This window comes from Kitasatospora sp. NPDC087315, assembly GCF_044744345.1.
In the GTDB taxonomy this organism is placed as follows: Bacteria; Actinomycetota; Actinomycetes; order Streptomycetales; family Streptomycetaceae; genus Kitasatospora.
Genome location: NZ_JBIUYD010000005.1, coordinates 14,310 through 36,366 on the forward strand (window position 1 = coordinate 14,310; position 22,057 = coordinate 36,366).

At 73.1% G+C, this 22,057-nt stretch carries 22 protein-coding genes and 1 pseudogene; 17 read left to right on the forward strand and 6 right to left on the reverse strand.

What is annotated here, in order from left to right; genetic code table 11:
* Nucleotides 1-37 precede the first annotated feature (37 nt).
* Both ACIO5D_RS08830 and ACIO5D_RS08835 read left to right on the forward strand, forming a co-directional pair.
* Complete coding sequence (locus tag ACIO5D_RS08830) at nucleotides 38-574, forward strand: GNAT family N-acetyltransferase (RefSeq protein ID WP_400794414.1); 537 nt, start codon at nucleotides 38-40, stop codon at nucleotides 572-574.
* Between the two features lie 61 nt (nucleotides 575-635).
* Nucleotides 636-956: a hypothetical protein gene (locus ACIO5D_RS08835; protein WP_363604591.1), complete on the forward strand. Its 321-nt coding sequence runs from the start codon at nucleotides 636-638 to the stop codon at nucleotides 954-956.
* 38 nt (nucleotides 957-994) lie between these two features.
* On the opposite strand, the gene ACIO5D_RS08840 is transcribed toward ACIO5D_RS08835, so the two are convergent.
* The 3 genes from ACIO5D_RS08840 to ACIO5D_RS08850 form a co-directional block, all read right to left on the reverse strand.
* Nucleotides 995-1,501: an NUDIX hydrolase gene (locus ACIO5D_RS08840; protein ID WP_400794416.1), complete on the reverse strand. Its 507-nt coding sequence runs from the start codon at nucleotides 1,499-1,501 to the stop codon at nucleotides 995-997.
* Nucleotides 1,502-1,572: 71 nt separating this feature from the next.
* Nucleotides 1,573-1,881 carry an AzlD domain-containing protein gene (locus ACIO5D_RS08845; RefSeq protein WP_363604588.1) on the reverse strand — a complete coding sequence of 103 codons (309 nt, stop codon included), beginning with the start codon at nucleotides 1,879-1,881 and terminating at the stop codon, nucleotides 1,573-1,575.
* Nucleotides 1,881-2,723: an AzlC family ABC transporter permease gene (locus ACIO5D_RS08850; protein ID WP_400794418.1), complete on the reverse strand. Its 843-nt coding sequence runs from the start codon at nucleotides 2,721-2,723 to the stop codon at nucleotides 1,881-1,883. The genes ACIO5D_RS08845 and ACIO5D_RS08850 overlap by 1 nt, the downstream gene beginning before the upstream one ends.
* A 67-nt stretch (nucleotides 2,724-2,790) precedes the next feature.
* On the opposite strand from ACIO5D_RS08850, the gene ACIO5D_RS08855 reads away from it, so the two are divergent.
* Nucleotides 2,791-3,381, forward strand: coding sequence for a helix-turn-helix domain-containing protein (locus ACIO5D_RS08855; RefSeq protein WP_400650317.1), 591 nt, complete (start codon nucleotides 2,791-2,793; stop codon nucleotides 3,379-3,381).
* Nucleotides 3,382-3,451: 70 nt separating this feature from the next.
* Here ACIO5D_RS08855 and ACIO5D_RS08860 read toward each other — a convergent pair whose 3' ends face one another.
* Entirely contained in the window at nucleotides 3,452-5,356 is a 1,905-nt protein-coding gene (locus tag ACIO5D_RS08860; RefSeq protein ID WP_400794420.1) for a cholesterol oxidase substrate-binding domain-containing protein, read from the reverse strand.
* A 269-nt stretch (nucleotides 5,357-5,625) separates the two neighbouring features.
* On the opposite strand from ACIO5D_RS08860, the gene ACIO5D_RS08865 reads away from it, so the two are divergent.
* Entirely contained in the window at nucleotides 5,626-6,345 is a 720-nt protein-coding gene (locus ACIO5D_RS08865) for a carbon-nitrogen hydrolase family protein (RefSeq protein ID WP_400794422.1), read from the forward strand.
* A gap of 124 nt (nucleotides 6,346-6,469) precedes the next feature.
* A complete protein-coding gene (locus ACIO5D_RS08870; protein WP_400794424.1) occupies nucleotides 6,470-7,864 on the forward strand; it encodes a class II fumarate hydratase in 1,395 nt (464 codons plus the stop codon).
* Between the two features lie 118 nt (nucleotides 7,865-7,982).
* Here the strand turns inward: ACIO5D_RS08870 and ACIO5D_RS08875 are convergent, their stop codons facing one another.
* On the reverse strand, nucleotides 7,983-8,453 hold the full coding sequence (locus ACIO5D_RS08875; protein WP_363604581.1) for an SPW repeat protein: 471 nt from the start codon (nucleotides 8,451-8,453) through the stop codon (nucleotides 7,983-7,985).
* Nucleotides 8,454-8,636: 183 nt separating this feature from the next.
* Here ACIO5D_RS08875 and ACIO5D_RS08880 point away from each other — a divergent pair, with 183 nt between their 5' ends.
* Nucleotides 8,637-9,209 carry a PadR family transcriptional regulator gene (locus ACIO5D_RS08880; RefSeq protein ID WP_400794426.1) on the forward strand — a complete coding sequence of 191 codons (573 nt, stop codon included), beginning with the start codon at nucleotides 8,637-8,639 and terminating at the stop codon, nucleotides 9,207-9,209.
* Nucleotides 9,205-9,569: pseudogene (locus ACIO5D_RS08885) on the forward strand (hypothetical protein); the annotation flags it as partial. The gene ACIO5D_RS08880 and the pseudogene ACIO5D_RS08885, both read left to right, overlap by 5 nt.
* Nucleotides 9,570-9,650: 81 nt before the next feature.
* On the opposite strand, the gene ACIO5D_RS08890 reads toward ACIO5D_RS08885, so the two are convergent.
* The gene (locus ACIO5D_RS08890; protein WP_400794687.1) at nucleotides 9,651-10,967 is read right to left on the reverse strand and encodes a M28 family metallopeptidase; all 1,317 of its coding nucleotides are present in this window, start codon (nucleotides 10,965-10,967) and stop codon (nucleotides 9,651-9,653) included.
* A 581-nt stretch (nucleotides 10,968-11,548) separates the two neighbouring features.
* Between ACIO5D_RS08890 and ACIO5D_RS08895 the strand changes: the two genes are divergently transcribed.
* From ACIO5D_RS08895 to ACIO5D_RS08940, 10 genes are all read left to right on the forward strand, one after another.
* Complete coding sequence (locus tag ACIO5D_RS08895) at nucleotides 11,549-11,959, forward strand: ArsR/SmtB family transcription factor (protein ID WP_400756328.1); 411 nt, start codon at nucleotides 11,549-11,551, stop codon at nucleotides 11,957-11,959.
* Nucleotides 11,956-13,071: an ACR3 family arsenite efflux transporter gene (gene arsB, locus ACIO5D_RS08900; RefSeq protein WP_400794428.1), complete on the forward strand. Its 1,116-nt coding sequence runs from the start codon at nucleotides 11,956-11,958 to the stop codon at nucleotides 13,069-13,071. Before ACIO5D_RS08895 ends, arsB begins: the two co-directional genes overlap by 4 nt.
* Nucleotides 13,064-13,477, forward strand: coding sequence for an arsenate reductase ArsC (locus ACIO5D_RS08905; protein WP_400756325.1), 414 nt, complete (start codon nucleotides 13,064-13,066; stop codon nucleotides 13,475-13,477). Before arsB ends, ACIO5D_RS08905 begins: the two co-directional genes overlap by 8 nt.
* 207 nt (nucleotides 13,478-13,684) lie before the next feature.
* Nucleotides 13,685-15,091: an alpha/beta family hydrolase gene (locus tag ACIO5D_RS08910; RefSeq protein WP_363604573.1), complete on the forward strand. Its 1,407-nt coding sequence runs from the start codon at nucleotides 13,685-13,687 to the stop codon at nucleotides 15,089-15,091.
* A 205-nt stretch (nucleotides 15,092-15,296) separates the two neighbouring features.
* The gene (hppD, locus tag ACIO5D_RS08915) at nucleotides 15,297-16,511 is read left to right on the forward strand and encodes a 4-hydroxyphenylpyruvate dioxygenase (RefSeq protein WP_363604572.1); all 1,215 of its coding nucleotides are present in this window, start codon (nucleotides 15,297-15,299) and stop codon (nucleotides 16,509-16,511) included.
* A gap of 53 nt (nucleotides 16,512-16,564) precedes the next feature.
* Nucleotides 16,565-17,767: a cupin domain-containing protein gene (locus ACIO5D_RS08920; protein WP_363604571.1), complete on the forward strand. Its 1,203-nt coding sequence runs from the start codon at nucleotides 16,565-16,567 to the stop codon at nucleotides 17,765-17,767.
* Nucleotides 17,764-18,609 carry a hypothetical protein gene (locus ACIO5D_RS08925; RefSeq protein WP_400649807.1) on the forward strand — a complete coding sequence of 282 codons (846 nt, stop codon included), beginning with the start codon at nucleotides 17,764-17,766 and terminating at the stop codon, nucleotides 18,607-18,609. The genes ACIO5D_RS08920 and ACIO5D_RS08925 overlap by 4 nt, the downstream gene beginning before the upstream one ends.
* Nucleotides 18,606-19,826, forward strand: a complete 1,221-nt coding sequence (gene fahA, locus ACIO5D_RS08930; protein WP_400649810.1) for a fumarylacetoacetase — start codon at nucleotides 18,606-18,608, stop codon at nucleotides 19,824-19,826. The genes ACIO5D_RS08925 and fahA overlap by 4 nt, the downstream gene beginning before the upstream one ends.
* Before the next feature lie 180 nt (nucleotides 19,827-20,006).
* Complete coding sequence (locus tag ACIO5D_RS08935; RefSeq protein ID WP_400794431.1) at nucleotides 20,007-21,089, forward strand: enoyl-CoA hydratase/isomerase family protein; 1,083 nt, start codon at nucleotides 20,007-20,009, stop codon at nucleotides 21,087-21,089.
* A 104-nt stretch (nucleotides 21,090-21,193) separates the two neighbouring features.
* Complete coding sequence (locus ACIO5D_RS08940; protein ID WP_400649816.1) at nucleotides 21,194-21,859, forward strand: GntR family transcriptional regulator; 666 nt, start codon at nucleotides 21,194-21,196, stop codon at nucleotides 21,857-21,859.
* The last annotated feature ends 198 nt before the right edge of the window (nucleotides 21,860-22,057 follow it).

A 22,057-nucleotide genomic window follows, 5' to 3' on the forward strand; every position in this document is an offset into this window, starting at 1 on the left:
CGCAGGGTTCGGGCGGGCGGGGAGCGAAGGAGTGACCATGTACACGATCAGCAGGGTGACGGCGGACGAGCTGCTGGACTCGGCCGTGCCGCTCGCCGGGCTGCTGGTGGACACCGTCGGGGCCGGTGCCTCGCTCGGCTTCCTCTCCCCGCTCGACCCCGCCGAGGCGGCCGCGTGGTGGCGGGCCCTGGCGCCGGACGTCGAGGCCGGGCGGCTGCTGCTGTGGACGGCCCGGAGGGACGCCGACGGCCTGATCGCCGGCACCGCGCAGCTGCGCCCGGCGGCCTCCGCCAACGGCCGGCACCGGGCGGAGGTCTCCAAGCTGATGGTGGACCAAGCGGACCGCGGCAAGCGCCTGGCCGGATACCTGCTGGCCGCCCTGGAGTTCGCCGCCGCCGACCTCGGCATCCGGCTGCTGGTGCTGGACACCCAGACCGGGAGCCCGGCCGAGCGGATGTACGAGGCCGCGGGCTGGACGCGGGTCGGCATCGTGCCCGACTACGCCACCGACCCGGCGGGCGTAGCGCACCCGACCACCATCTTCTTCAAGTCGCTGACCCCTGCGGCACCGTAGCCCGCGCTGCGGTCCACGTCGGTACGATGATCCTTTTCGGGAGCCGGGCAAGGGGTGGGACATGGCGCGCTGGGCACTGGTCGTCCAGGAGACCGAGGGCCTCGGCAACGACCGGATCTGGGGCCCCAAGGTGCTCGCCGAGGTCGAGGGCACCCGCGCGGAGGCGCTCGCCGAGCTGAAGCGGCTCGTCCCGGCGTACACCCCGCAGCACCCGTTCAACAGCCGCCGGCGCACCCTGCTCCGCGACGGCGACACCTATCTGCTGATCTGTCAGGGCAGCATGCGCGACTACCACTGCGAGTTCACGGTGTGGGAGCTGCTCTGGGACAGCGAGCGGCCCGAGATCCAGCGGGAGCGCCTGACCGACGGCACCACCGGCTGAACACGACGGGCCCCCGACCGAGCCCGGGGCTCAGACCATCAGTGATGCCAGGGCAGCCGAACCGGCTCAGCAGGAATACGCCCGGCGACGAGCTCAGCGGCCAGCTCGACGAGACCGAGGGGGTAGATGGTGTCGCTGCCGGCAGCGAGCTCATTCAGTGTCCACCAGCGGTACCCCGCATGGTGTTTGCGCTCATGCGCTTCCTGCCCACCGACATCGACCTGGTGGGCCGTGACCCGATAGTGAAAGAAGTCGTCCTGGAAAACGCCCTCGGCCCACCCGAGGTCCGCATACCCGGACGTCTCCGCGACCTTTGGCCCGAGAGCCTCCGCGTCGACGGACAGCCCCGTCTCCTCACGCAGTTCCCGGGCCGCCGCCTCGGCCAGGCTCTCGTCGCCCTCCACGCCCCCGCCAGGGGTGCACCAGCCGTGGCCACCCTCAGGGTCGTCCGGATCGACATGGAACTTCAGCAGTAGCACCCGGTCCGCCTCGTCGACCAGCACCACACGGGCAGAGCGACGGCGATAGCCTTCTCGATCAGACACTCCGGCAGGGTAGCCGGGAAGACGCGAGTGCGCCGCCTTCGAGGCGGCTCGGCGACGGGCCCGGGACTCCGTCAGGCGACCCCGCAGAGCCGGAGCAGCGCCGTCGTCGCCGCGCCCGCGACCACGACGACGGGGAAGGGCGCGCGGCGCAGCGCCAGCACCCCGGCGACCAGGACGCCGGCCGGGCGGGCCCAGCCGGCGAAGCCGTGGCCCTGGGTGAGCGCGCCGGTCGCGACCAGGGCGACCAGCAGGACGGCGGCGGCGACGGCGAGCAGGTGGCGCAGCCGGTCGGAGATGGTGAGCCGGTGGCCGAGCGTGGGCCCGGCGACGCGGAAGGCGTAGGTGCCGGCGGCCAGCAGGAGGATGGCGAGCAGGGACATCAGCGGACCTCCTCGGTCAGGGGTTCGGGCCGGTTTCGGACGAGCGGGTCCCTGGCGGGCCGTCGGTCCGGGTCCGGGCGGGTGTCCGCGACCGGCTCGGCGTCCACGGCCGACACGGCGTCCGCGGCCACAGCCGCGTCCCCGGCCGGACCCGCCGCCAGGTCCGCGCTCGGCGCCTTGGGCCGTCCGGCGAGCAGCAGCCCGAGGAGGGAGAGCAGCACGGGCAGACCGGCCGGCAGGAACGGCGTGGCGGCGACGGCCAGGACGGCACCGAACAGGGCGGCGGCGCGGGTGCGGCGGTCGGCGAGCGAGGGCAGGACGAGGGCGAGCAGGACGGCCGGGAAGGCGGCGTCGAGTCCGAGCGCGTCGGTGTCGCCGATCAGGCCACCGGCCGCCGCGCCGAGCACGACGGCGACGTTCCAGACCGCGAACAGCGCGAGCCCGCAGAGCCAGAACGCGGCCCGCCGTCGGCGACGGTCGGGCTGGAGCAGGGCGAAGGCGACCGACTCGTCGGTCATCACCTGCGCGCCGACCAGCCGCCGCCACCGGGGGCCGTCGAACACGTCGGCGACGGTGAAGCCGAACGGCAGCAGGCGCGCGTTGAGCACCAGGCCGGTCGCGACGGCGGCCAGCGCGCCGCCGCCCGAGAGGACCACGCCGACGGCCGCGAACTGGGCGCCGCCGGCGAAGACGAGCAGGGACATGGCGACCGGCACCCAGAGAGGCAGGCCGCCGGAGACGCTGATCGCGCCGAAGGAGGCGCCGACGAGCGCGTCGGCGAGGCAGACCAGAGCGATGTCACGGAGCGTGGCATGCTCCAGTGTTCGGATCATCGAACGCATGTCCAGTAGAGTGAACCCCATGACCGTCGTTCGTCAAGACGAACGCCTGGACCTGTGGAGCGAACGCATGAGCGCGGGCAGCAGCGGCAACACCTCCCCCGCCGGCTCGGGATCGGATCTGATCGGGCTGATCGCGGCGTCGATCCGGCGCGAGCGCGAGCGCGGCGGCCTGTCGATGGCCGAGCTGGCCCGGCGCGCCGGGATAGCCAAGTCCACGCTCTCCCAACTGGAGTCGGGCGTGGGCAACCCCAGCGTGGAGACGCTCTGGGCGCTCGGTGTCGCGCTGGACGTGCCGTTCAGCCGACTGGTCGACCCACCGCGACCGGTGGTCCGGGTGATCCGGGCCGGCGAGGGGCCGGTCACCCACTCGGAGCGGGCCGACTACGCGGCCACGCTGCTGGCCTCCTGCCCGCCGAACGCCCGGCGCGACATCTACCGGATCGAGGCGCAGCCGGGCGAGACCCGGGCCTCCGACCCGCACATGCCCGGCACGGTGGAGCATGTGCTGCTCGGCGCGGGGCGGGCGCTGGCCGGGCCGTCGGACGCCCCGGTGGAGCTGGGCCCGGGCGACTACGTCAGCTACCCGGGCGACGCCGCGCACGTGTTCCGCGCCCTGGAGCCGGGCACCCTGGCGGTGATCGTGATGGAGCACGTCTGAGCGGGCCGCCGGCCGGGGCGGTCTGCGGGTCGGCCCGGTCCGCCGACCCGCCGCTCAGTTGCTCAGTTGCTCAGCCGCTCAGCAGGCCGTCCAGGAAGGCGTTGCCGAACACCCGGTACGGGTCGTGGCGGTCCAGCACGGCGACCGCCTCGTCCCAGCCGGGCCCGCCGCCCTCGCGGTGGCCGGCGGGGATGACCCGGCCGAGCACGTCCGGGTCGGCCCAGGCCGCGTCGGCGGTGTAGGCCCAGCCCTTGGACCACTCGACGCGCAGGCCGGCCCGGGTGCCGTCGAAGGTGCGCAACAGGTACTGCTCCAGATCGCGGCAGAAGCGGTGCAGCCCGGGGGTGCCGGGGAGGCTGAGCACGTCGAGCCAGACGGCGGTGTCCCACTCGGGGCGGTCGGGGCGCGGGCGCAGCGCGGAGAGCAGCGGCGGCCGGGCGCCGGGCACACCGCACCAGGCCGGGTCGTCCAGCCCGGTGACCCGGATCTCCACCGCGCCGTTCACCGGGAACTCCCCACGCGCCTGGTATTCGGCGAGCAACTGCCGGTAGTGGGCGGTGAATTCGCTGACGACCCACTGGAGGTCGGCGCGCCGGGCGAGGACGGCGTAGCCGTTGGCGGTGACCCGCAGGGTGGTCGGGCGGACGTACTGCAGCAGGGTGCGCGAGGGGCCCCAGAGGTCGGAACGCAGGCCGTCGGCGAGCAGGTGGGTGAGGAGTTCCCCGCTGAGCAGGTCACGGAGCAGTCCGCCGGAGAGCAGGACGTCGGTGATGTCGCCGGTGAGGGCCACCTTGGCGATGAGGTACTGGAGTTGACCGAAGAGCGGGGCCGATCCCCAGGTACCGGCGACGAGTTCGCCGGCCAGCCGGGCGACCGGCTCCGGAATGCTGTCCGAGAAGGGGTAGTTGTAGGGCTCGGCGACGGTGCGCGCGGCGAACGGGCGGTTCGGGGTGACGCTCCAGGTCTTCAGCCAGGGGTAGTCGGTGTAGGCGAACCAGATCGCCTCGGCACGCCCGTCCCGCTCGACGAAGTCGGCGAAGGTACGGGGGCGGCCGGCGGCGCCCGGGCGGGCGAAGAGTTCGCTCGCCGGGATGTCCAGCCGGCTGACGCAGCGCAGCGGCCGGTCGGCGCCGGCGCGGAGCACGACCTCGGTGACGAAGGCCCGGCCGAGGTGGACCAGGAAGGCGGCGCTGTCGGCCTCGGCCCGGTCGAAGGTGCGCAGGGTGTAGCGGCCGGTGGCCGGGTCGTGGACGACGGCGGTGAGCCGGGTGACCTGGTTGCTGAGCGAGCCGTAGCCGTGGCCGTCGGGGCGGGTCTCGCCGGCCGCGGGGACGGCGGTGCCGTGGCCGCCGACGGCGAGAACGCCCCCGACGGTCAGCTCGCCGGGGGCGGGCACGGCGGTGAGGCCGAGGCCGCGGGTGGCCAGGTGGGCGAGCAGGTCCTCCATGGTGGCGCCGGTCTGGACCCGGACGGTGCCCGGGGAGTCGGCGGCGATCGCCGTGAGGTGGCGGCCGGTGTCCAGCAGCAGGACGCGGGCGGCCTCGGGGGTGCCGGCGGCCACGGTGAGCGGGGACCAGCCGTGCCGGCGGCCCTGGGCCCGCAGCCGCCAGCCGTTGGCGTGCGCCCAGTCGGCGAGGGTGGGGACCTCCTCGGGGGTGCGCGGGGCGCAGGTCCAGAGCTGGTCGGTTCGGATCTCGCCGGACCAGTTCTGGTAGACCCGCTGGTAGAGCTCGGTGCCGGCGGGCAGACCGGGTGGGACAGGCGTGCTCGCCTCGGCATCGTCCGGTCCGACGGTGCCGCGCAGCAGCCACGCCGCTCCGCCGAGCGCCGCGGAGGCGCCGAGAAGCTGCCGCCGGCTCAGGCCCGCCCGGTGGTCCTGGTCGGTCCGGTCCCGCTCGGTCCGGTGTTGTGCGGCCTGGTGTTGTGCGGCCTGGTGCTGACCGACCTGGTGCTCCGGCCGTCGTGCTGTGGTCATCGTGTCCGCCCCCTGCATGGTGATCGCCCGGCCCCGGGCGTGCCGGCGTACGCCGGTCTTCGCAGGAGCGTACGAATCGGTGTTCGCCGGTATGACCGGAACGGCTGCCACCATCACCCGATCGGGTGCACATTTGGGGGCGGCGGCGGACGCGGGCCGCGGAGTAGGGCGGTCCGGCAACGCCGTCCACCGGGGTTGTCCGTGGCTGAGGGCGCCGCCTAGGTTGGCCTTGATCGCCCGCCCTGCCCGATCGCTCCGGAGGCCCCGTCGTGCCCGCTCCCCTGACCGTCGCCGTCGTCCAGCCCGCCGCCGCCGAGGCCGCCCGGCCGGACACCGTGGCCGTGAACGCCGAACGGCACGCCGCCGCCGCACGGGAGGCCGGGACACGGCTGGTGGTCTTCCCGGAGCTGTCGCTGACCGGCTACGACCTGGCCGCGCCCGCCGTCGGCCCGGACGACGCCCGGCTGGCGCCGCTGGTCGCGGCCTGCGCCGGGACCGGTGCCACCGCACTGGTCGGCGCGCCCGTGGCCGATGCCGACGGCCGCGAGTACATCGGCACCCTGGCCGTCACCGGCGCGGGCGCCGCCGTCGTCTACCGGAAGATGTACCTCCACGGGTCCGAGGCCGACCGGTTCTCCTGCGGCGGGAAGCCCGTCGTCCTGGAGCTGGACGGCTGGCGGCTCGGGCTGGCGATCTGCGCCGACGCCGCGGAACCCCCGCACGCCGAGCGGACCGCCGCGCTGGGCATCGACGCCTATGTGGCCTCCACGCTGTACGGCGACGCGCCCGAGGCGGTGGCGCGCCGGGAGAGCCAGCTGCGCGACCGGGCCGCCGCCCACGGGGTGTGGGGCGTGCTGGCCACCACGGCGGGGGCCAGCGGCACGTACCCGCGGACCTCCGGCGGTTCGGGTGTCTGGGCCCCGGGCGGCGCGCTGGTCGTCCAGGCGGGTGCCGAGCCGGGCGAGATCGTCCGTACCGAGCTGCGGTAGGACCGGCCCAGGGGCGGAACGCGGGGACGGGCGTCCGGGGCGGACGGCCGGAAATACCCGGGGCCCGCGCGCGGCTGTCGTGATCGGAAGCCGTTCAGTGGCCGATCAGGAGGTGCAGCGCGTGATGGGTGACGAGCAGGAGTACCGGACCGAGCACGACTCGATGGGCGAGGTACGGGTACCGGCCGCCGCCAAGTGGCAGGCGCAGACACAGCGGGCGGTGGAGAACTTCCCGGTGTCGGGCCAGCGTCTGGAGCGGGCGCACATCGCGGCGCTGGCCCGGATCAAGGCCGCCGCGGCCCGGGTCAACGCCCGGCTCGGGGTGCTGGACGAGGAGACGGCGGAGGCGGTCGCGGCCGCCGCCGAGGAGGTCGCCCAGGGCCGCTGGGACGCCGAGTTCCCGGTCGACGTCTTCCAGACCGGCTCGGGGACGTCGTCCAACATGAACGCCAACGAGGTGATCGCCACCCTGGCCGGCGAGCGCCTGGGCCGCCCCGTCCACCCGAACGACCAGGTCAACGCGAGCCAGTCCTCCAACGACGTGTTCCCGTCGTCGATCCACATCGCGGCCACCGCCGCCGTCACGCACGACCTGGTGCCGGCGCTGGAGCACCTCGCGGAGGCGCTGGAGCGCAAGGCGGCGGAGTTCGCCCGGGTGGTCAAGGCCGGCCGGACGCACCTGATGGACGCCACGCCCGTCACCCTCGGCCAGGAGTTCGGCGGGTACGCGGCGCAGGTCCGGCACGGGCGCGAGCGGCTGCTGGCGACCCTCCCCCGGGTCGCCGAACTGCCGCTCGGCGGCACGGCGGTGGGCACCGGGATCAACACCCCGCCCGGGTTCGCCGCGGCCGTGATCGAGGAGGTGGCCCGCGCCACCGGTCTGCCGCTGACCGAGGCCCGCGACCACTTCGAGGCGCAGGGCGCGCGGGACGGCCTGGTCGAGCTGAGCGGCCAACTCCGCACCGTCGCGGTCGGGTTCACGAAGATCGCGAACGATCTGCGGTGGATGGGCTCCGGACCGCGCACCGGCCTCGGCGAGATCAGTCTGCCGGACCTCCAGCCCGGTTCGTCGATCATGCCCGGCAAGGTGAACCCGGTGCTGCCCGAGGTGGTGCTGATGGTCGCGGCGCAGGTGATCGGCAATGACACCACCGTCACGGTGGCCGGTGCGAGCGGGAACTTCGAACTCAACGTGATGCTCCCGGTGATCGCCCGCAATGTGCTGGAGTCGGTCCGGCTGCTGGCCAACAGCGCCCGGCTGCTGGCCGACCGGACGGTGGACGGCATCACCGCCAACACCGAACGGGCCCGCGAGTACGCCGAGTCCTCACCCTCGGTGGTCACCCCGCTGAACCGGTACATCGGCTACGAGGAGGCGGCGAAGGTCGCCAAGCAGGCGCTCGCCGAACGCAGGACGATCCGTCAGGTGGTGCTGGAGCGCGGCTACATCGAGCAGGGCAGGCTCACCCTGGAGCAGCTGGACGAGGCGCTGGACGTGCTGCGGATGACCCGGCCGTAGGAGGCGGCCCCAGGAGGCGGCTTCGGGACGCGCACCGGGCGCGGAGGGCGGCCTCGCCGCTCCGCGCCCCGGGCTCCGAGCTGTTCGGGGATGTCAGCCCTTCACTCGCTCGCCGGCCTCAGCTCTTGGCCCGGCCGGCCCGGCCACGCCGCATCGACGCCCCGTTGGCCGTCATGGTGGCCATCGAGATCGCCGCGAGACCCAGCAGGAACATCACGGCGCCGACGATCAGGCAGACGACGATGTTCTTCCCTCGGGCGACCGAACCGGAGATCACCCAGGGGGAGATCATGGTCCAGAGGCCGAGCGCCGTTGCCGCCCACGCCCGGGCGTGGGTCCGCTCGTAGGCCGATCCGTACCCGGCCATCAGCACGCAGTAGGCCAGGCCGACGATCAGGCAGGTGACGGTCAGCGTGTTGAACGCGGTGAAGCCGACAATCCATGGCGAGGCCGCCAGGAAGAGACCGGCCAGCACGGCCAGGGCCTCGACACCCTGGGCGCGCGGGGTCGACGTGACCCGCTCGTAGTGTTCCCGTAGTTCGACGATGTCCGGGTGATGCTCCATGCCCATCGGAATCTGGGTAGACACCGATACCACCTCCTAGGTCCGAACATGGAATCGCTTGCCCCGTACCCATTCTGGCGCTTATCTAACGTTTTGCACCTGCTCGCCCGAAATGATCGACAACCCTCGCATCACGCCGGTGACCTGCGTCTCACCGCGCCCGGCCACCATTGCCTATGCAACTAATTGCACAGCAGGATGCCGGCCATGGCACTGGAGCACGCGATCCTCGTCTCACTACTGGAGCAGCCGGGCTCGGGCTACGAACTGGCCCGGCGCTTCGACCGTTCCATCGGCCGCTTCTGGACCGCCACCCACCAGCAGATCTACCGGGTGCTGCGGCGGATGGAGGCGGACGGCTGGATCTCGGCCGAGGTGGTCGCCCAGGACGGCCGGCCGGACAAGAAGGTGTACTCGGCGGCCGCTCCCGGCCGGACGGCGCTGGCCGACTGGCTCCGGGAGCCGGTCGAGGCGGAGACCGTCCGGCACGAACTCGCGGTCAAGATCCGCGCGGCGGCCTTCGACGACCCGGCCGCACTGATCTCCGAGGTCGAGCGGCACCGCGCGGGCCACGCCGCCCTGCTCGCCCGCTACCTGCACGGCGAGCAGCGCGACTTCCCCGAGCCGGGCGCCCTCGACGACCGGCAGCAGTTGCAGCACGTGGTGCTCCGCGGCGGCATCGAGTACGAGCGGATGACCCTCGCCTGGCTGGACGACGTGCTCGCCACCCTGCACCGTCTCGCCGCCGGTGGCCGCTCCACCCCTGACCGCTCCGTCTGAGCCCCGCCCGGCCCGGACACGCGCCGCCCAACTACCGCCCGAGGGGCACGTGGTGACGTTCGGACTCTCCGAACGCCGCCACGGCGCCGACATCCACTCGACCGATCCGGCTCCCATGTCAGCGAGTTCCGCCTGGAGGACTACCCGGTGCGCGCCGAGAACGTGCCGCACACCGGCCGGGCCGCCTTCGACGCCGCACTCAACACCGTCGACGTCGGCGAGTTCAACCCCTGCGCGGCTCCCATCGGCATCGGCGAGCACGCGATGCACGAGGTCGTCACGCACGCCCACGACCGGGCGCCGTACGGCAAGCGCGTCACCGGCTTCCCGCATGTGCGAAGGGAGTCGACCGACGTCTACGAGATGCGGCCGTAGGGCGGGCGGGGGTGCCGGCGGCGGCCGGCACCCCCTTCCGTCAAGGCCCGTTTCAGCTTTCAGGTTTCAGAAGGTGAGCTTCCAGCTGTCGATGTAGCCGGTGTCCTGCGGGCCCACGTCCTGGACCTTGAGCTTCCAGGTGCCGTTGGCGGGCACCGCCGAGGCGTTCACCGTGTAGGTGGTCTGCACGTTCGGCACGGAGTCGCTGCCGCTGGAGTTCTTCAGCCGGAAGGTGGTGCCGTTCGGCGCGACCAGGTCGATCACCACGTCGCCGCGCCAGGTGTGCTTGATGTCGACACCGACCTGGAGGGCGGCCGGCGCGTTGCCGGTCCGGCCGGTCACGGTGACGGCGGAGGTCACCGCCGGGCCGTTGTCCGGGATCTGCACGTCGGTGGTGTTCTCGAAGACAGTGCCGGTGGGCGGCGTTGTGGTGTCGCCGGCCGCGAGCGTCCAGACCGCGTACGCGATGGCGTCGCTCATCCGGTCCAGCGCGGTGTCGTTGACGTTGGCGCTGGTGTCGCAGGAGGAGTGGTAGCAGCGGTCGAACGGCTGACCCGCCGTACCGCCCCACTTCGCCGCCTGAGCACTGGTCTTGGTGTAGTCGGCACCGCTGAACAGGCCGCCGACGCGGATGCCCGCGTTCTGGAACGGGGCGTGGTCGGAGCGGCCGTCGCCCTCGAAGTCCTGCTCGGTGCTGATGCCGAGGCCCGCGAAGTAGTCGCGGAACAGCGCGTCCAGCGAGGCGTCGTAGCGGTAGGTGAAGTAGCCCGGGTTGGGCGAGCCGATCATGTCGAAGTTCAGATAGCTGTCGATCTTCGAACGTTCACTGGCGGGAAGACTGTTGACGTAGTTCCGGGAGCCGACCATGCCGTACTCCTCCGCACCCCACCAGCCGAAGCGCAGGTGCTTGGCGGGCTTGAGCCCGGCCCGGGAGACGGCCAGCGCGGTCTCCAGGATGCCGGCCGAGCCGGAGCCGTTGTCGTTGATGCCCGGACCGGCGGTGACCGAGTCCAGGTGGGCACCGGCCATCACGACGTGCGAGGTGTCGCCGCCCGGCCAGTCGGCGACCAGGTTGTAGCCGGTCGATCCGCTGTAACTGAAGGTCTGCAGCGTGGTGGTGAAGCCGGCCGCGTCCAGCTTGCCCTTGACGTAGTCGATCGAGGCCTTGTAGCCGGACCGGCCGTGGGCGCGGTTGCCGCCGTTGGCGTTGGCTATCGACTGCAGCTGGGCGAGGTGGGCCTTGACGTTGGCCACCGGGATGTCGGGGGCGGCGGTGGCGGCCCCGGGGCCCGGGGCCGCCAGGGTCACGGGAGCCGCGGGGGTCGCGATGGCGGCGGGGGCGAAGAGGGCGGCGGCGAGTGTGACGACCGCCCCGGTCGACAGGGCGGACAGGCGCAGGCGGGATCGCCGCGAGGCGCGCTCGGTCAATGGAGGCTCCAGATTCTGGTGGGGCAGAACGGAAGCGCGGCGCCTCGCAGGCGGAGACCGGCCCGGGCCGGGTCGGTCTCGGGTCGGGGATCCGACGAGCGGATCCGAGGAGCGGGTCCGGTGAGCGGATCGGGGTCGGGATCCGGTTCAGGATCCGGTGAAGTGCGAGACATGGCCGCGAAGTTGACGCGACCATGATGATTGGGCCAAGCCCCGGTTCCGTCAAGGGGTCCGGGACGGCCGTCCGACACCGCCGGTGGCCGGACCGCCCGCTTCGGGCACGACCGGTGTCCTGGGCGGTACCGCTCGGACGAGGGCGCCGCCGTCATGGCCGAGCGCGGCGAAGCCGCCGCCCGACTCGTCGGCGCGCTCGGCCGTCGAGCGCGGACCGGGGCCCGAACCGGGCCGGCGGCCGGTGCGGCATCGGCGACGTCGAACGCCAGCCGGACACGGGACATGACACCCCCCGAACACCCTGAATTGACGCCTGTCGATGCAGCCTTGCGCCCTGGATCGAAAAACGTCAACATAGAAGTATGTCGAAACAAGAGCTCGTGGTGCTCGGCCAGGACATCGACGGATGCTGCCCGGGCCTGTTGACCGCGCCCCTGGACGAGGACCAGGCCGACGGACTGGCGAAGGTGTTCAAGGCCCTGGGCGACCCGGTCCGTCTGCGGCTGCTGTCGATGATCGCCTCCCGTGCGGGCGGGGAAGTCTGCGTCTGCGACCTCACCCCGGCCTTCGACCTGTCCCAGCCGACGATCTCCCACCACCTCAAACTGCTGAAGCAGGCCGGACTCATCGACTCCGAGCGGCGCGGGACCTGGGTGTACTACCGGCTGCTGCCGCAGATGACCGACCGCCTCGCCGCGATCCTCACCCGTCCCGCAGGGCATCCGCTGCCCGAGCCCGCTGAACCTGCCGAGCCCGCCGGGCCCGCGTCATGAGCACCGAAGCCGCCACCGCGGGGCCGGTCGCCGGACGGCTGTCCTTCCTGGACCGCTTCCTCGCCGTATGGATCCTCGTCGCGATGGCGGCCGGCCTGGGCCTCGGGCGCCTCACCCCCGGCCTGGGTGACGCGCTGGCGAAGGTCACGGTCACCGGTGTCTCACTGCCGATCGCGCTCGGCCTGCTGGTGATGATGTACCCGGTTCTCGCGAAGGTCCGCTACGACCGCCTGGACACCGTCACCCGTGACCGCCGCCTGCTGATCCCGTCCCTGGTCCTGAACTGGGTCGTCGGCCCGGCCCTGATGTTCGCGCTCGCCTGGATCTTCCTGCCCGACCTGCCCGAGTACCGCACCGGACTCGTCATCGTGGGCCTCGCCCGCTGCATCGCCATGGTCGTCATCTGGAACGACCTGGCCTGCGGCCACCGGGAAGCCGCGGCCGTCCTGGTCGCCCTGAACTCCGTGTTCCAGGTGCTCGCGTTCAGCCTGCTCGGCTGGTTCTACCTCTCGGTGCTCCCGGGCCTGCTCGGCCTGGAACAGACCGCGCTGACCGTCTCCACCTGGGACATCGCCCGGAGCGTCCTGATCTTCCTCGGCATCCCCCTGCTGGCCGGGTTCCTCACCCGCCGGATCGGCGAGCAGGCCAAGGGCCGCGCCTGGTACGAGTCCAGGCTGATCCCGCGGCTGGGACCGTTCGCCCTGTACGGGCTGCTGTTCACGATCGTCGTGCTCTTCGCCCTCCAGGGCGACGCCATCACCTCGAAGCCGCTCGACGTCGCCCGGATCGCGCTGCCGTTGCTGGTGTACTTCGCCGTGATGTGGGCCGGGTCCATGGCCGTCGGCCGCGCGGTCGGACTCGGCTATCCGAAGGCCACGACGCTCGCGTTCACCGCCGCGGGCAACAACTTCGAGCTGGCCATCGCCGTCGCCATCGCCACCTTCGGTGCCACCTCGGGCCAGGCCCTCGCCGGAGTCGTCGGGCCCCTCATCGAGGTACCCGTGCTGATCGGGCTGGTCCAGGTCGCCCTGGCCACCCGCCGCTTCTTTCCCCGGCCCGCCCTCACGACGGCCGGAACGGCCGTCACTCCGGAAGGTTCCGCCCGTGTCTGAGTCAAGGCCGTCCGTCCTGTTCGTCTGCGTCCACAACGCCGGCCGCTCACAGATGGCCGCCGCGTTCCTCACCCACCGCGCGGGCGACCGCGTCGAGGTCCGCTCCGCCGGGTCCGCCCCGGCCGCCACCGTGAATCCGGCCGTGGTCGCGGCGATGGCCGAGGTCGGCGTCGACATCTCCGCCGAGACACCGAAGGTACTGACCGTGGAAGCCGTCCAGGCGTCCGACGTGGTGATCACCATGGGCTGCGGCGACACCTGCCCCGTCTTCCCCGGCAAGAGGTACCTCGACTGGACGCTGGACGATCCGGCCGGGCAGGGCACCGACGCGGTCCGGCCGATCCGGGACGAGATCGACCGGCGCATCCGCGGCCTGCTCACCGAACTCCTGCCCGGGCGCAGCTGACCCCCGTCGCAGCCGGCCCTCGTCCGGCGGCATCGCGCCCCTCGCCCGAGGGCGTCGCCGGGCGCCCTCGGCCGGGCGGCGGCCCCGCTTCAGGGGGAGGGTGATCAGCAGGGCGAGTCCCGTTCGCTGTTACCCCCTCCCCGCCCGCGCCCTCCACCACCCACGTGCCCCGCCCGCCGACGTACGGTGGAACTCGGAGGCCGCGCCATGCACGTCACCGGTACCCACTTCACCGACCGCACCGACGCGGGCCGCCGGCTGGCCGCCCACCTGAGCCATCTGCGCGGCCCCGACACCGTCGTGGTGGCCCTGCCGCGCGGCGGGGTGCCCGTGGCCGCCGAGGTGGCGGCGTCCCTGGGCGCCCCGCTCGACATCTGCGTGATCCGCAAGCTCGGTGTGCCGTCCCAGCCCGAGCTGGGCATGGGCGCGATCGGCGAGGACGGCGTCCGGGTGCTCAACGAACAGGTGCTGCGACTCGCCGGCGTCACCTCCGCGCAGCTGACCCGGGTCGAGGAGCGGGAGCGCGCCGAGCTGGAGCGCCGGGCCCGCCGCTACCGGGGCGACCGGCCGCCCGCCGACCTGCACGGGCGCACCGTGGTCGTGGTCGACGACGGCATCGCCACCGGCTCCACCGCCCGGGCGGCCTGCCTGATCGTCCGGGCCAGGGGGGCGGCCCGGGTGGTCCTGGCCGTCCCGGTGGCACCCGAGGACTGGACGGACCGGCTCGCCGGGGCCGCCGACGAACTGATCTGCGTGGGCACGCCGTCCCCGTTCTTCGCGATCGGCGAGTTCTACGGCGACTTCACGCAGACCGAGGACGCCGAGGTGCTGCGCCACCTCGCCGAGGCCAGGGCCGCGCCCCCGCCCGCCACCGCCGCGGTGGACCGCGAGCTGACCCTGGCGGCCGACGGCGTCGAGCTGGCGGGCCGGCTGACCGTGCCGGCCGCCGCGAGCGGCGTCGTGGTGTTCGCGCACGGCAGCGGCAGCGGTCGGCACAGCCCGCGCAACCGCCAGGTGGCCGCCTTCCTCAACCGGGCGGGCCTGGCCACGCTGCTGTTCGACCTGCTCACCGAGGACGAGGAGCCGGACCGTCGGAACGTGTTCGACGTGGAGCTGCTGGGCGCCCGGCTGACCGCCGTGGCCCTGCGGATCCCCCGGCAGCAGGCGACCCTCGGTCTCCCGCTCGGCCTGTTCGGCGCCAGCACCGGCGCCGCCGCCGCGCTCTGGGCGGCGGCCCGGCTGGGCGACCGCGTGCGGGCCGTGGTCTCCCGGGGCGGGCGACCGGATCTCGCCGCGGCCGCGGACCTCGCCCGTACCACCGCGCCGACCCTGCTGATCGTCGGCGCCCGGGACGGCGCGGTGATCGACCTGAACCGGCAGGCGCGGGCACGGCTGCGCTGCGAGAGTGAACTGGTGCTGGTGCCGCACGCCGGCCACCTGTTCGAGGAGCCGGGCACCCTGGACCGGGTCGCCGAGCTGGCCCGGGACTGGTTCCTGCGCCGCCTCCCCGACCCGCTCGCCTCCCCCGGCGACCCTGCGGGCCCCACCGACCCCGCCCACCCCACCACCCCTGACGGTCCCGCCCCCTCCGGCCCGGTTATGCAGACCTCGTGAAACCACCCCGAACGGCAGTGCACTTTGTGCAGCCGGACCTTGGATTCTCTGATCACGTTGTACACATTGAACAGTGAAATCCCGACCTGTTGCCCAACGCCCCAGACAGGAGCAAGCTCTCCGCTCAGCCGCACCGCCACCCCTGCGGCGCGGCCGCCTCAAGCGGATGCCTCAGAGCCGAGGCCTCGATGTGGAGGAACGACCGATGACCCCGCAGTCCCACACCCTTGAGCTGACCCCTGAGGAACGCGAGGCCGGTCTCGACGCCGAGCAGCTGCGCCGCCTCGTCGGCCTCGTCGAGCACGACCCCGCCACGGACCCGTTCCCGGTCATCGCCCAGGACGCCGTCGTCTTCGTGGTGGGCAACGCGACCCAGACGGCCCACTTCTACCAGGCCGTGTTCGGCATGGAGCTGGTGGCCTACTCCGGCCCCGAGAACGGCCGCCGCGACCGCAAGTCCTTCGTGCTGCGCTCCGGCTCCTGCCGGTTCGTGATCAAGGGCGGTGTCGCCCCGGACAGCCCACTGCTGGACCACCACCGCCGGCACGGCGACGGCATCGTCGACCTGGCGCTGGAGGTGCCGGACGTCGACAAGTGCATCGCGCACGCCCGCGCCCAGGGCGCCACCGTGCTGGAGGAGCCGAACGACGTCTCCGACGAGCACGGCACCGTGCGCCGCGCCGCGATCGCCACCTACGGCGAGACCCGGCACTCCCTGATCGACCGCTCCCGCTACCACGGCCCGTACCTGCCGGGCTACGTGGCCGCCGAGACCCGGGTGACCCGCCCCGCCGGGCAGCCGAAGCGGTTCTTCCAGGCGCTGGACCACGCCGTCGGCAACGTCGAACTCGGCAAGATGGACGAGTGGGTGGCGTTCTACAACCGGGTCATGGGCTTCGTGAACATGGCCGAGTTCGTCGGCGACGACATCGCCACCGACTACTCGGCGCTGATGTCCAAGGTCGTGGCGAGCGGCAACCACCGGGTGAAGTTCCCGCTCAACGAGCCGGCCATCGCCAAGAAGAAGTCGCAGATCGACGAGTACCTGGAGTTCTACGGCGGCCCGGGCTGCCAGCACCTGGCGCTCGCCACCAACGACATCCTCAGCACCGTCGACATCCTGCGGGCCAACGGCGTGGAGTTCCTCTCCACCCCCGACTCGTACTACGACGACCCGGAGCTCCGTGCCCGGATCGGCAAGGTCCGGGTCGAGGTCGAGGAGCTGAAGAAGCGCGGCATCCTGGTCGACCGGGACGAGGACGGCTACCTGCTGCAGATCTTCACCAAGCCCCAGGGCGACCGGCCGACCGTGTTCTTCGAGTTCATCGAGCGGCATGGCTCGCTCGGCTTCGGGAAGGGCAACTTCAAGGCGCTCTTCGAATCCCTGGAGCGCGAGCAGGACCGCCGCGGCAACCTCTGATCGACACCCCTGATCAGAGCGGAACCGACGAACGGCCCAGGAGGAGCAGGACGATGGCGTACTACCGGCAGCTGGGCAGCATCCCGCCCAAGCGTCACACCCAGCACCGCACACCCGAAGGCGGGCTGTACTACGAGGAGTTGATGGGCGAGGAGGGGTTCTCCTCGGACTCCTCGCTGCTCTACCACCGGGGCATCCCCTCAGCCGTCGTGAACGCCGTGCCGTGGGAGCTGCCGGACCAGTCCACGGTGCCCAACCACCCCCTGCTCCCCCGCCACCTCAGGCTGCACGAGCTGTTCGCGGACCAGGAGTGGAAGTCCGCGGACGTGGTCGGCAGCCGTCGGCTGGTCCTCGGCAACGGCGACGTGCGGATCTCGTACGTCGCCGCCGGGGCCCCCAGCGAGCTGTACCGCAACGGTCTCGGCGACGAGTGCGTGTACGTGGAGTCCGGCTCGGGCACGGTCGAGACGGTCTTCGGCGCGCTGGAGGTGGGCCAGGGCGACTACGTGGTCATCCCCCGCGCCACCACGCACCGCTGGGTGCCGGCCGGCGACGAGCCGTTGCGCGCGTACTGCATCGAGGCGAACAGCCACATCACCCCGGTGAAGCGGTACCTCTCCAAATACGGGCAGCTGCTGGAGCACGCGCCGTACTGCGAGCGGGATCTGCGCGGCCCGGCCGGCCCGCTGCTGGCGGACACCGCCGGCGACGTCGACGTGCTGGTCAAGCACCGCGGCCCGAACGGCGTCGCGGGCACCCGGTACACCGTCCCGCACCACCCGTTCGACGTGGTCGGCTGGGACGGCTGCCTCTACCCCTACGCCTTCAACATCCGCGACTACGAGCCGATCACCGGACGGATCCACCAGCCGCCGCCGGCCCATCAGGTGTTCGAGGGCAACGGGTTCGTGATCTGCAACTTCGTTCCCCGCAAGGTGGACTACCACCCGCTCTCCATCCCCGTCCCGTACTACCACTCCAATGTGGACAGCGACGAGGTCATGTTCTACTGCGGCGGCGACTACGCGGCCCGCAAGGGCTCGGGCATCGGCCAGGGCTCGATCTCGCTGCACCCCGGCGGCCACACCCACGGCCCACAGCCGGGCGCCTACGAGCGCAGCATCGGTGTGGAGTTCTTCGACGAACTCGCCGTCATGGTGGACACGTTCCGGCCACTGGAGCTGGGCGAGGGCGGCCGGGCGAGCGAGGACGGCAACTACGCCTGGACCTGGTCGGGCCGGGGGCCCGGGCGATGAGCGCGGTCCCCGAGCTGTTCCGCGGCCTCTTCGACGACGCGGCGGTGTTCCCGCCGGGGAACCTGCCGGTCGCCGAGGCGGTGCCCGCCCATCGTGCGTACCGTGCCGCCTGGTACGCCGACGCGGTCGGCCCGCTCCTCTGCGGAGCGGGCCGGCTGGGCGAGTTGGCCGGGGCGACCGCCGGATCCGGCGGCGCCCTGCGGGTCGGGCTCGTACTGCCGGGGGGCAGTGCCGAGCTCGGCCCGGCCCTCGCGGCCGCCGCGCCCTTCGAGGTCGCGGGCGTCGAACTGGCCACCCGCGACGCCCGCGAGGCCGTCGCCGCGCTCGACCTGCTGCTGCCCCCGGACGTCCCGGCCGCCGTCGAGCTGCCGCGCGAACTCCTGCGCGGCGACGGCCTGGACGAGACCCTGGACATCCTCGTGGACAGCCCGTACCGGGCGAAGTTCCGCACCGGCGGGCTGGTGGCCGGCGCCTTCCCGGACGAGGACGAGCTGGCCGGCTTCCTGACCGGCTGCGCCCGGCGCGGGCTGCCGTACAAGTGCACCGCCGGGCTGCACCACGCCGTGCGGCACACCGACCCGGTCACCGGCTTCGAGCACCACGGCTTCCTGAACGTCCTGCTGGCCGCGCGGGAGACCGACCGGGCGGCCGCCGCCGAGGTGCTGGCGGAGCGCTCCGGCGCGACCCTGGCCAAGGCCGTCGGCGAGTTGACCGGACATCAGGTTACGGTGATCAGGAACTCGTTCACCGCGTTCGGCACCTGCAGCATCGCCGAACCCCTGGACGACCTGGCCGGGCTCGGCCTGCTGTCGCCCAGTCCACTGCCCCAGGAGGAGCGTTGACCACCCCCCGCAGCTGGCTCGCCGGCGCGCAGGACTCGCCGTTCGGCGTGCACAACCTGCCGTACGGCGTCTTCACCGCAGCCGACCAGCCGGACCGGCGACGGATCGGTGTCCGCGTCGGGGAGTTCGTCCTCGACGCCGGGGCCGCCGCCCGCGCGGCCGGGGCGCCGTCCGTCCTGCTGGACGCCGACTCGCTCAACCCGCTGCTGGGCGCCGGGCGCCCGGTCTGGACGCGGGTGCGCGCCGAGCTGACCGAATGGCTCACCGACGAGTCGTACCGGGACGCGCTCTCGCCGCTGCTGCTGCCGCTGGCCGAGGTGGAGCTGCACCTGCCGTTCGAGGTCGCCGACTACGTCGACTTCTACGCCTCCGAGCACCACGCCACCAACCTGGGCCGGATCTTCCGCCCCGGCTCGGACCCGCTCACCCCCAACTGGAAGCACCTGCCGATCGGTTACCACGGCCGGGCCGGCACGGTGGTCGTCTCCGGCACTCCGGTGGTCCGTCCGCACGGGCAGCGCAAGGCGCCCGCCGACGCGGCGCCCTCGTTCGGCCCGACCCGCCGGCTGGACATCGAGGCCGAGGTCGGCTTCGTCGTCGGCACCCCGTCCGCCCTCGGTACACCCGTCACCCTGGACGGCTTCCGCGAGCACGTGTTCGGCGTCTGCCTGGTCAACGACTGGTCCGCGCGGGACATCCAGGGCTGGGAGTACGTGCCGCTCGGCCCGTTCCTCGGCAAGTCCTTCGCGACCTCGGTCTCGCCGTGGATCGTCCCGCTGGAGGCCCTGGAGCACGCCCGGGTCACCCCGCCCACCCGGGACGTCGACCCGCTCCCCTACCTGGACGACCGGGACGGCGAACCCTGGGGCCTGGACCTCGCGATGGAGATCCGGCTGAACGGGCACCCGGTCTCCCGCCCGCCGTTCGCCTCGATGTACTGGACGGCCGCCCAGCAGCTCGCCCATATGACGGCCAACGGCGCCTCGCTGCGCACCGGGGACCTCTTCGCCTCCGGCACCGTCAGCGGCCCCGAGGTGGACACCCGCGGCGCGCTGATCGAGCTGACCTGGAACGGCGAGGAGCCGCTCAAGCTCCCCGACGGCACCACCCGCACGTTCCTGGAGAACGGCGACGAGGTCGCCATCACCGCCACCGCCCCGGGCCCCGACGGCAGCGTCGTCGGCTTCGGCGAGGTGACGGGCCGGGTCGTGCCGTAGGGCCTGGTCCGACACCGCACGCGCAACCACTGTGCGAGCGGGGGGAGCGAAAGGGCGGTACCGGAACCCGGTACCGCCCTTTCGCTCCCCCCGTTCGCCTCGCCCAGTACGGTGGCGGCAGGATCTTCGGACGAACGACGGCCGACCACGAACGACCAACGACGAACGGGAGCAGGCCCGATGAGCGCAGAGGTGCAGGTCTACCGGGACGGCGGGACCGGGCGGATCGTGCTCGACCGGCCGAGGGCGCTCAACTCGCTCACCCACGGCATGGTCACCGCCGTCCGGGAGGCGCTGGACGGCTGGGCGGCGGACGACACCGTACGCGCCGTGGTGCTGACCGGCGCGGGCGAGCGCGGTCTCTGCGCGGGGGCGGACATCCGCGCGATCCACGACGACGCCAAGGCGGGCGGGGCCGGTTCGCGGGCGTTCTTCCGGGACGAGTACCGGCTCAACGCGCTGATCGCCCGCTACCCGAAGCCGTACGTCGCGGTGATGGACGGCATCACCATGGGCGGCGGCGTCGGCCTCTCCGCGCACGGCGCGGTGCGGATCGTCACCGAGCGCTCCACCGTGGCGATGCCCGAGACCCGGATCGGCCTGGTGCCGGACGTCGGCGGCAGCCGCCTGCTGGCGAGCGCCCCGGGCGAGTTGGGCACCCACCTCGGACTCACCTCGGCCTCGATGGGCCCCGGCGACGCACTGCTCTGCGGCTTCGCGGACCACTTCGTCCCCTCGGCGCACGTCCCGGCCCTGCTCGCCGAGCTCGCCGGCCTCACCGAGCGTGCCGGGCTCACCGACCCCCGCGACCTCACCGACCCCCGCGACCTCACCGGCGCGGTCGCCGCGCACGCCGAACCCGCGCCGCCGGCCGCGCTGGCGGCGCAGCGGGAGTGGATCGACGCCTGCTACGCCGCCGACACCGTCGAGGAGATCGTCGAGCGGCTGTTCGGCACCGGCGTCCCGGAGGCCAAGGAGGCCGCCGAGCAGCTGCTCGCCAACTCGCCGACGGCCGTCAAGGTCACCCTCGCCGCCCTGCGCCGGGCCCGTACGCTGCCGTCCCTGGAGGCGGTGCTGAACCAGGAGTACCGGATCTCCTGCGCGGCCCTGGCCGGCCACGACCTGGTCGAGGGCATCCGCGCCCAGGTCGTCGACAAGGACCGCGACCCGCACTGGTCCCCGGCGGACCTGTCCGCCGTCACGGACGCGGAGGTCGCCCGCCACTTCGCCCCGCGCGAGGACGACGAGCTGGGCCTGGCCTGAGCCGGTCGCCCCGGCGCCCCGACCGTCCCGGCATGCCGACCGCCCCGGTACGCCGGCCCGCCCCGGTACGCTGGCCGCCCGCACCCCTCCCCGCAGGAGCCCGCATGACGCCCGGCCACCCGGTCCACCAGCAGCTGCCGGACGACGGCGATCCGCTGTCGCGGGTGCCGCTCGGCGAGCAGGTGCGCGGGCTGCTGCTGGACGGGCTGATGAGCGGGCGGTGGCAGCCGGGCGACCGGATCGTGGAGCGGCGGCTGGCGGCCGAGCTGAACGTCAGCCAGGCCCCGGTGCGGGAGGCGCTGCGGGCGCTCCAGGCGCTGGGCCTGCTGGACTCGGAGCCCAACCGGGGCGTGCGGGTCCGCGAGATCAGCCCGGCCGAGCTGCGCGAGGTGTACGAGGTACGGGCGGTGCTGGAGCGGCTGGCGGCGGAGCTGGCCGTGGAGCGGCTGGGCGGGGACACCGCCGCACTGGAGCGGCACGCGGAGCTGATGGAGCGGGCGGCCTCAGCGGGCGACCCCCTCGGGCAGGCCCGGCACGGGGTGGCGTTCCACCGGGAGATCGTGGCGGCCGCCGGGAACGAGGTGCTGCTGCGCACCTGGGAGGGGCTGGGCGTGGAGGTGTGGACGGTCCTGTCACTGCACCGCGTCCGGCCGGAACTGCACGAGAACGCGGCGGACCACCGGCCGCTGATCGAGGCCTTCCGCCGGCAGGACCGGGAGGTCGGTCGGCTGCTGGCCGAGCACGTGCTGGAGTACGCCGGGTCGCTGTAGGCCGCGTCTCGGGCGGCTCCGTCCCGGACACGTCCCGGCTCCGCCTCGTCGCGGCCCCTCCCGACATAATAGTTCGTATAGAAATGATCGATCATCGCTCACATTACCGCCCAGTAACGGTTGACTCGCCCATCCGCACTCCCTACCTTCCGTAGAGAGGAATGCCGTTCCACATCCTGGAATTGGCGCCAGACGCAT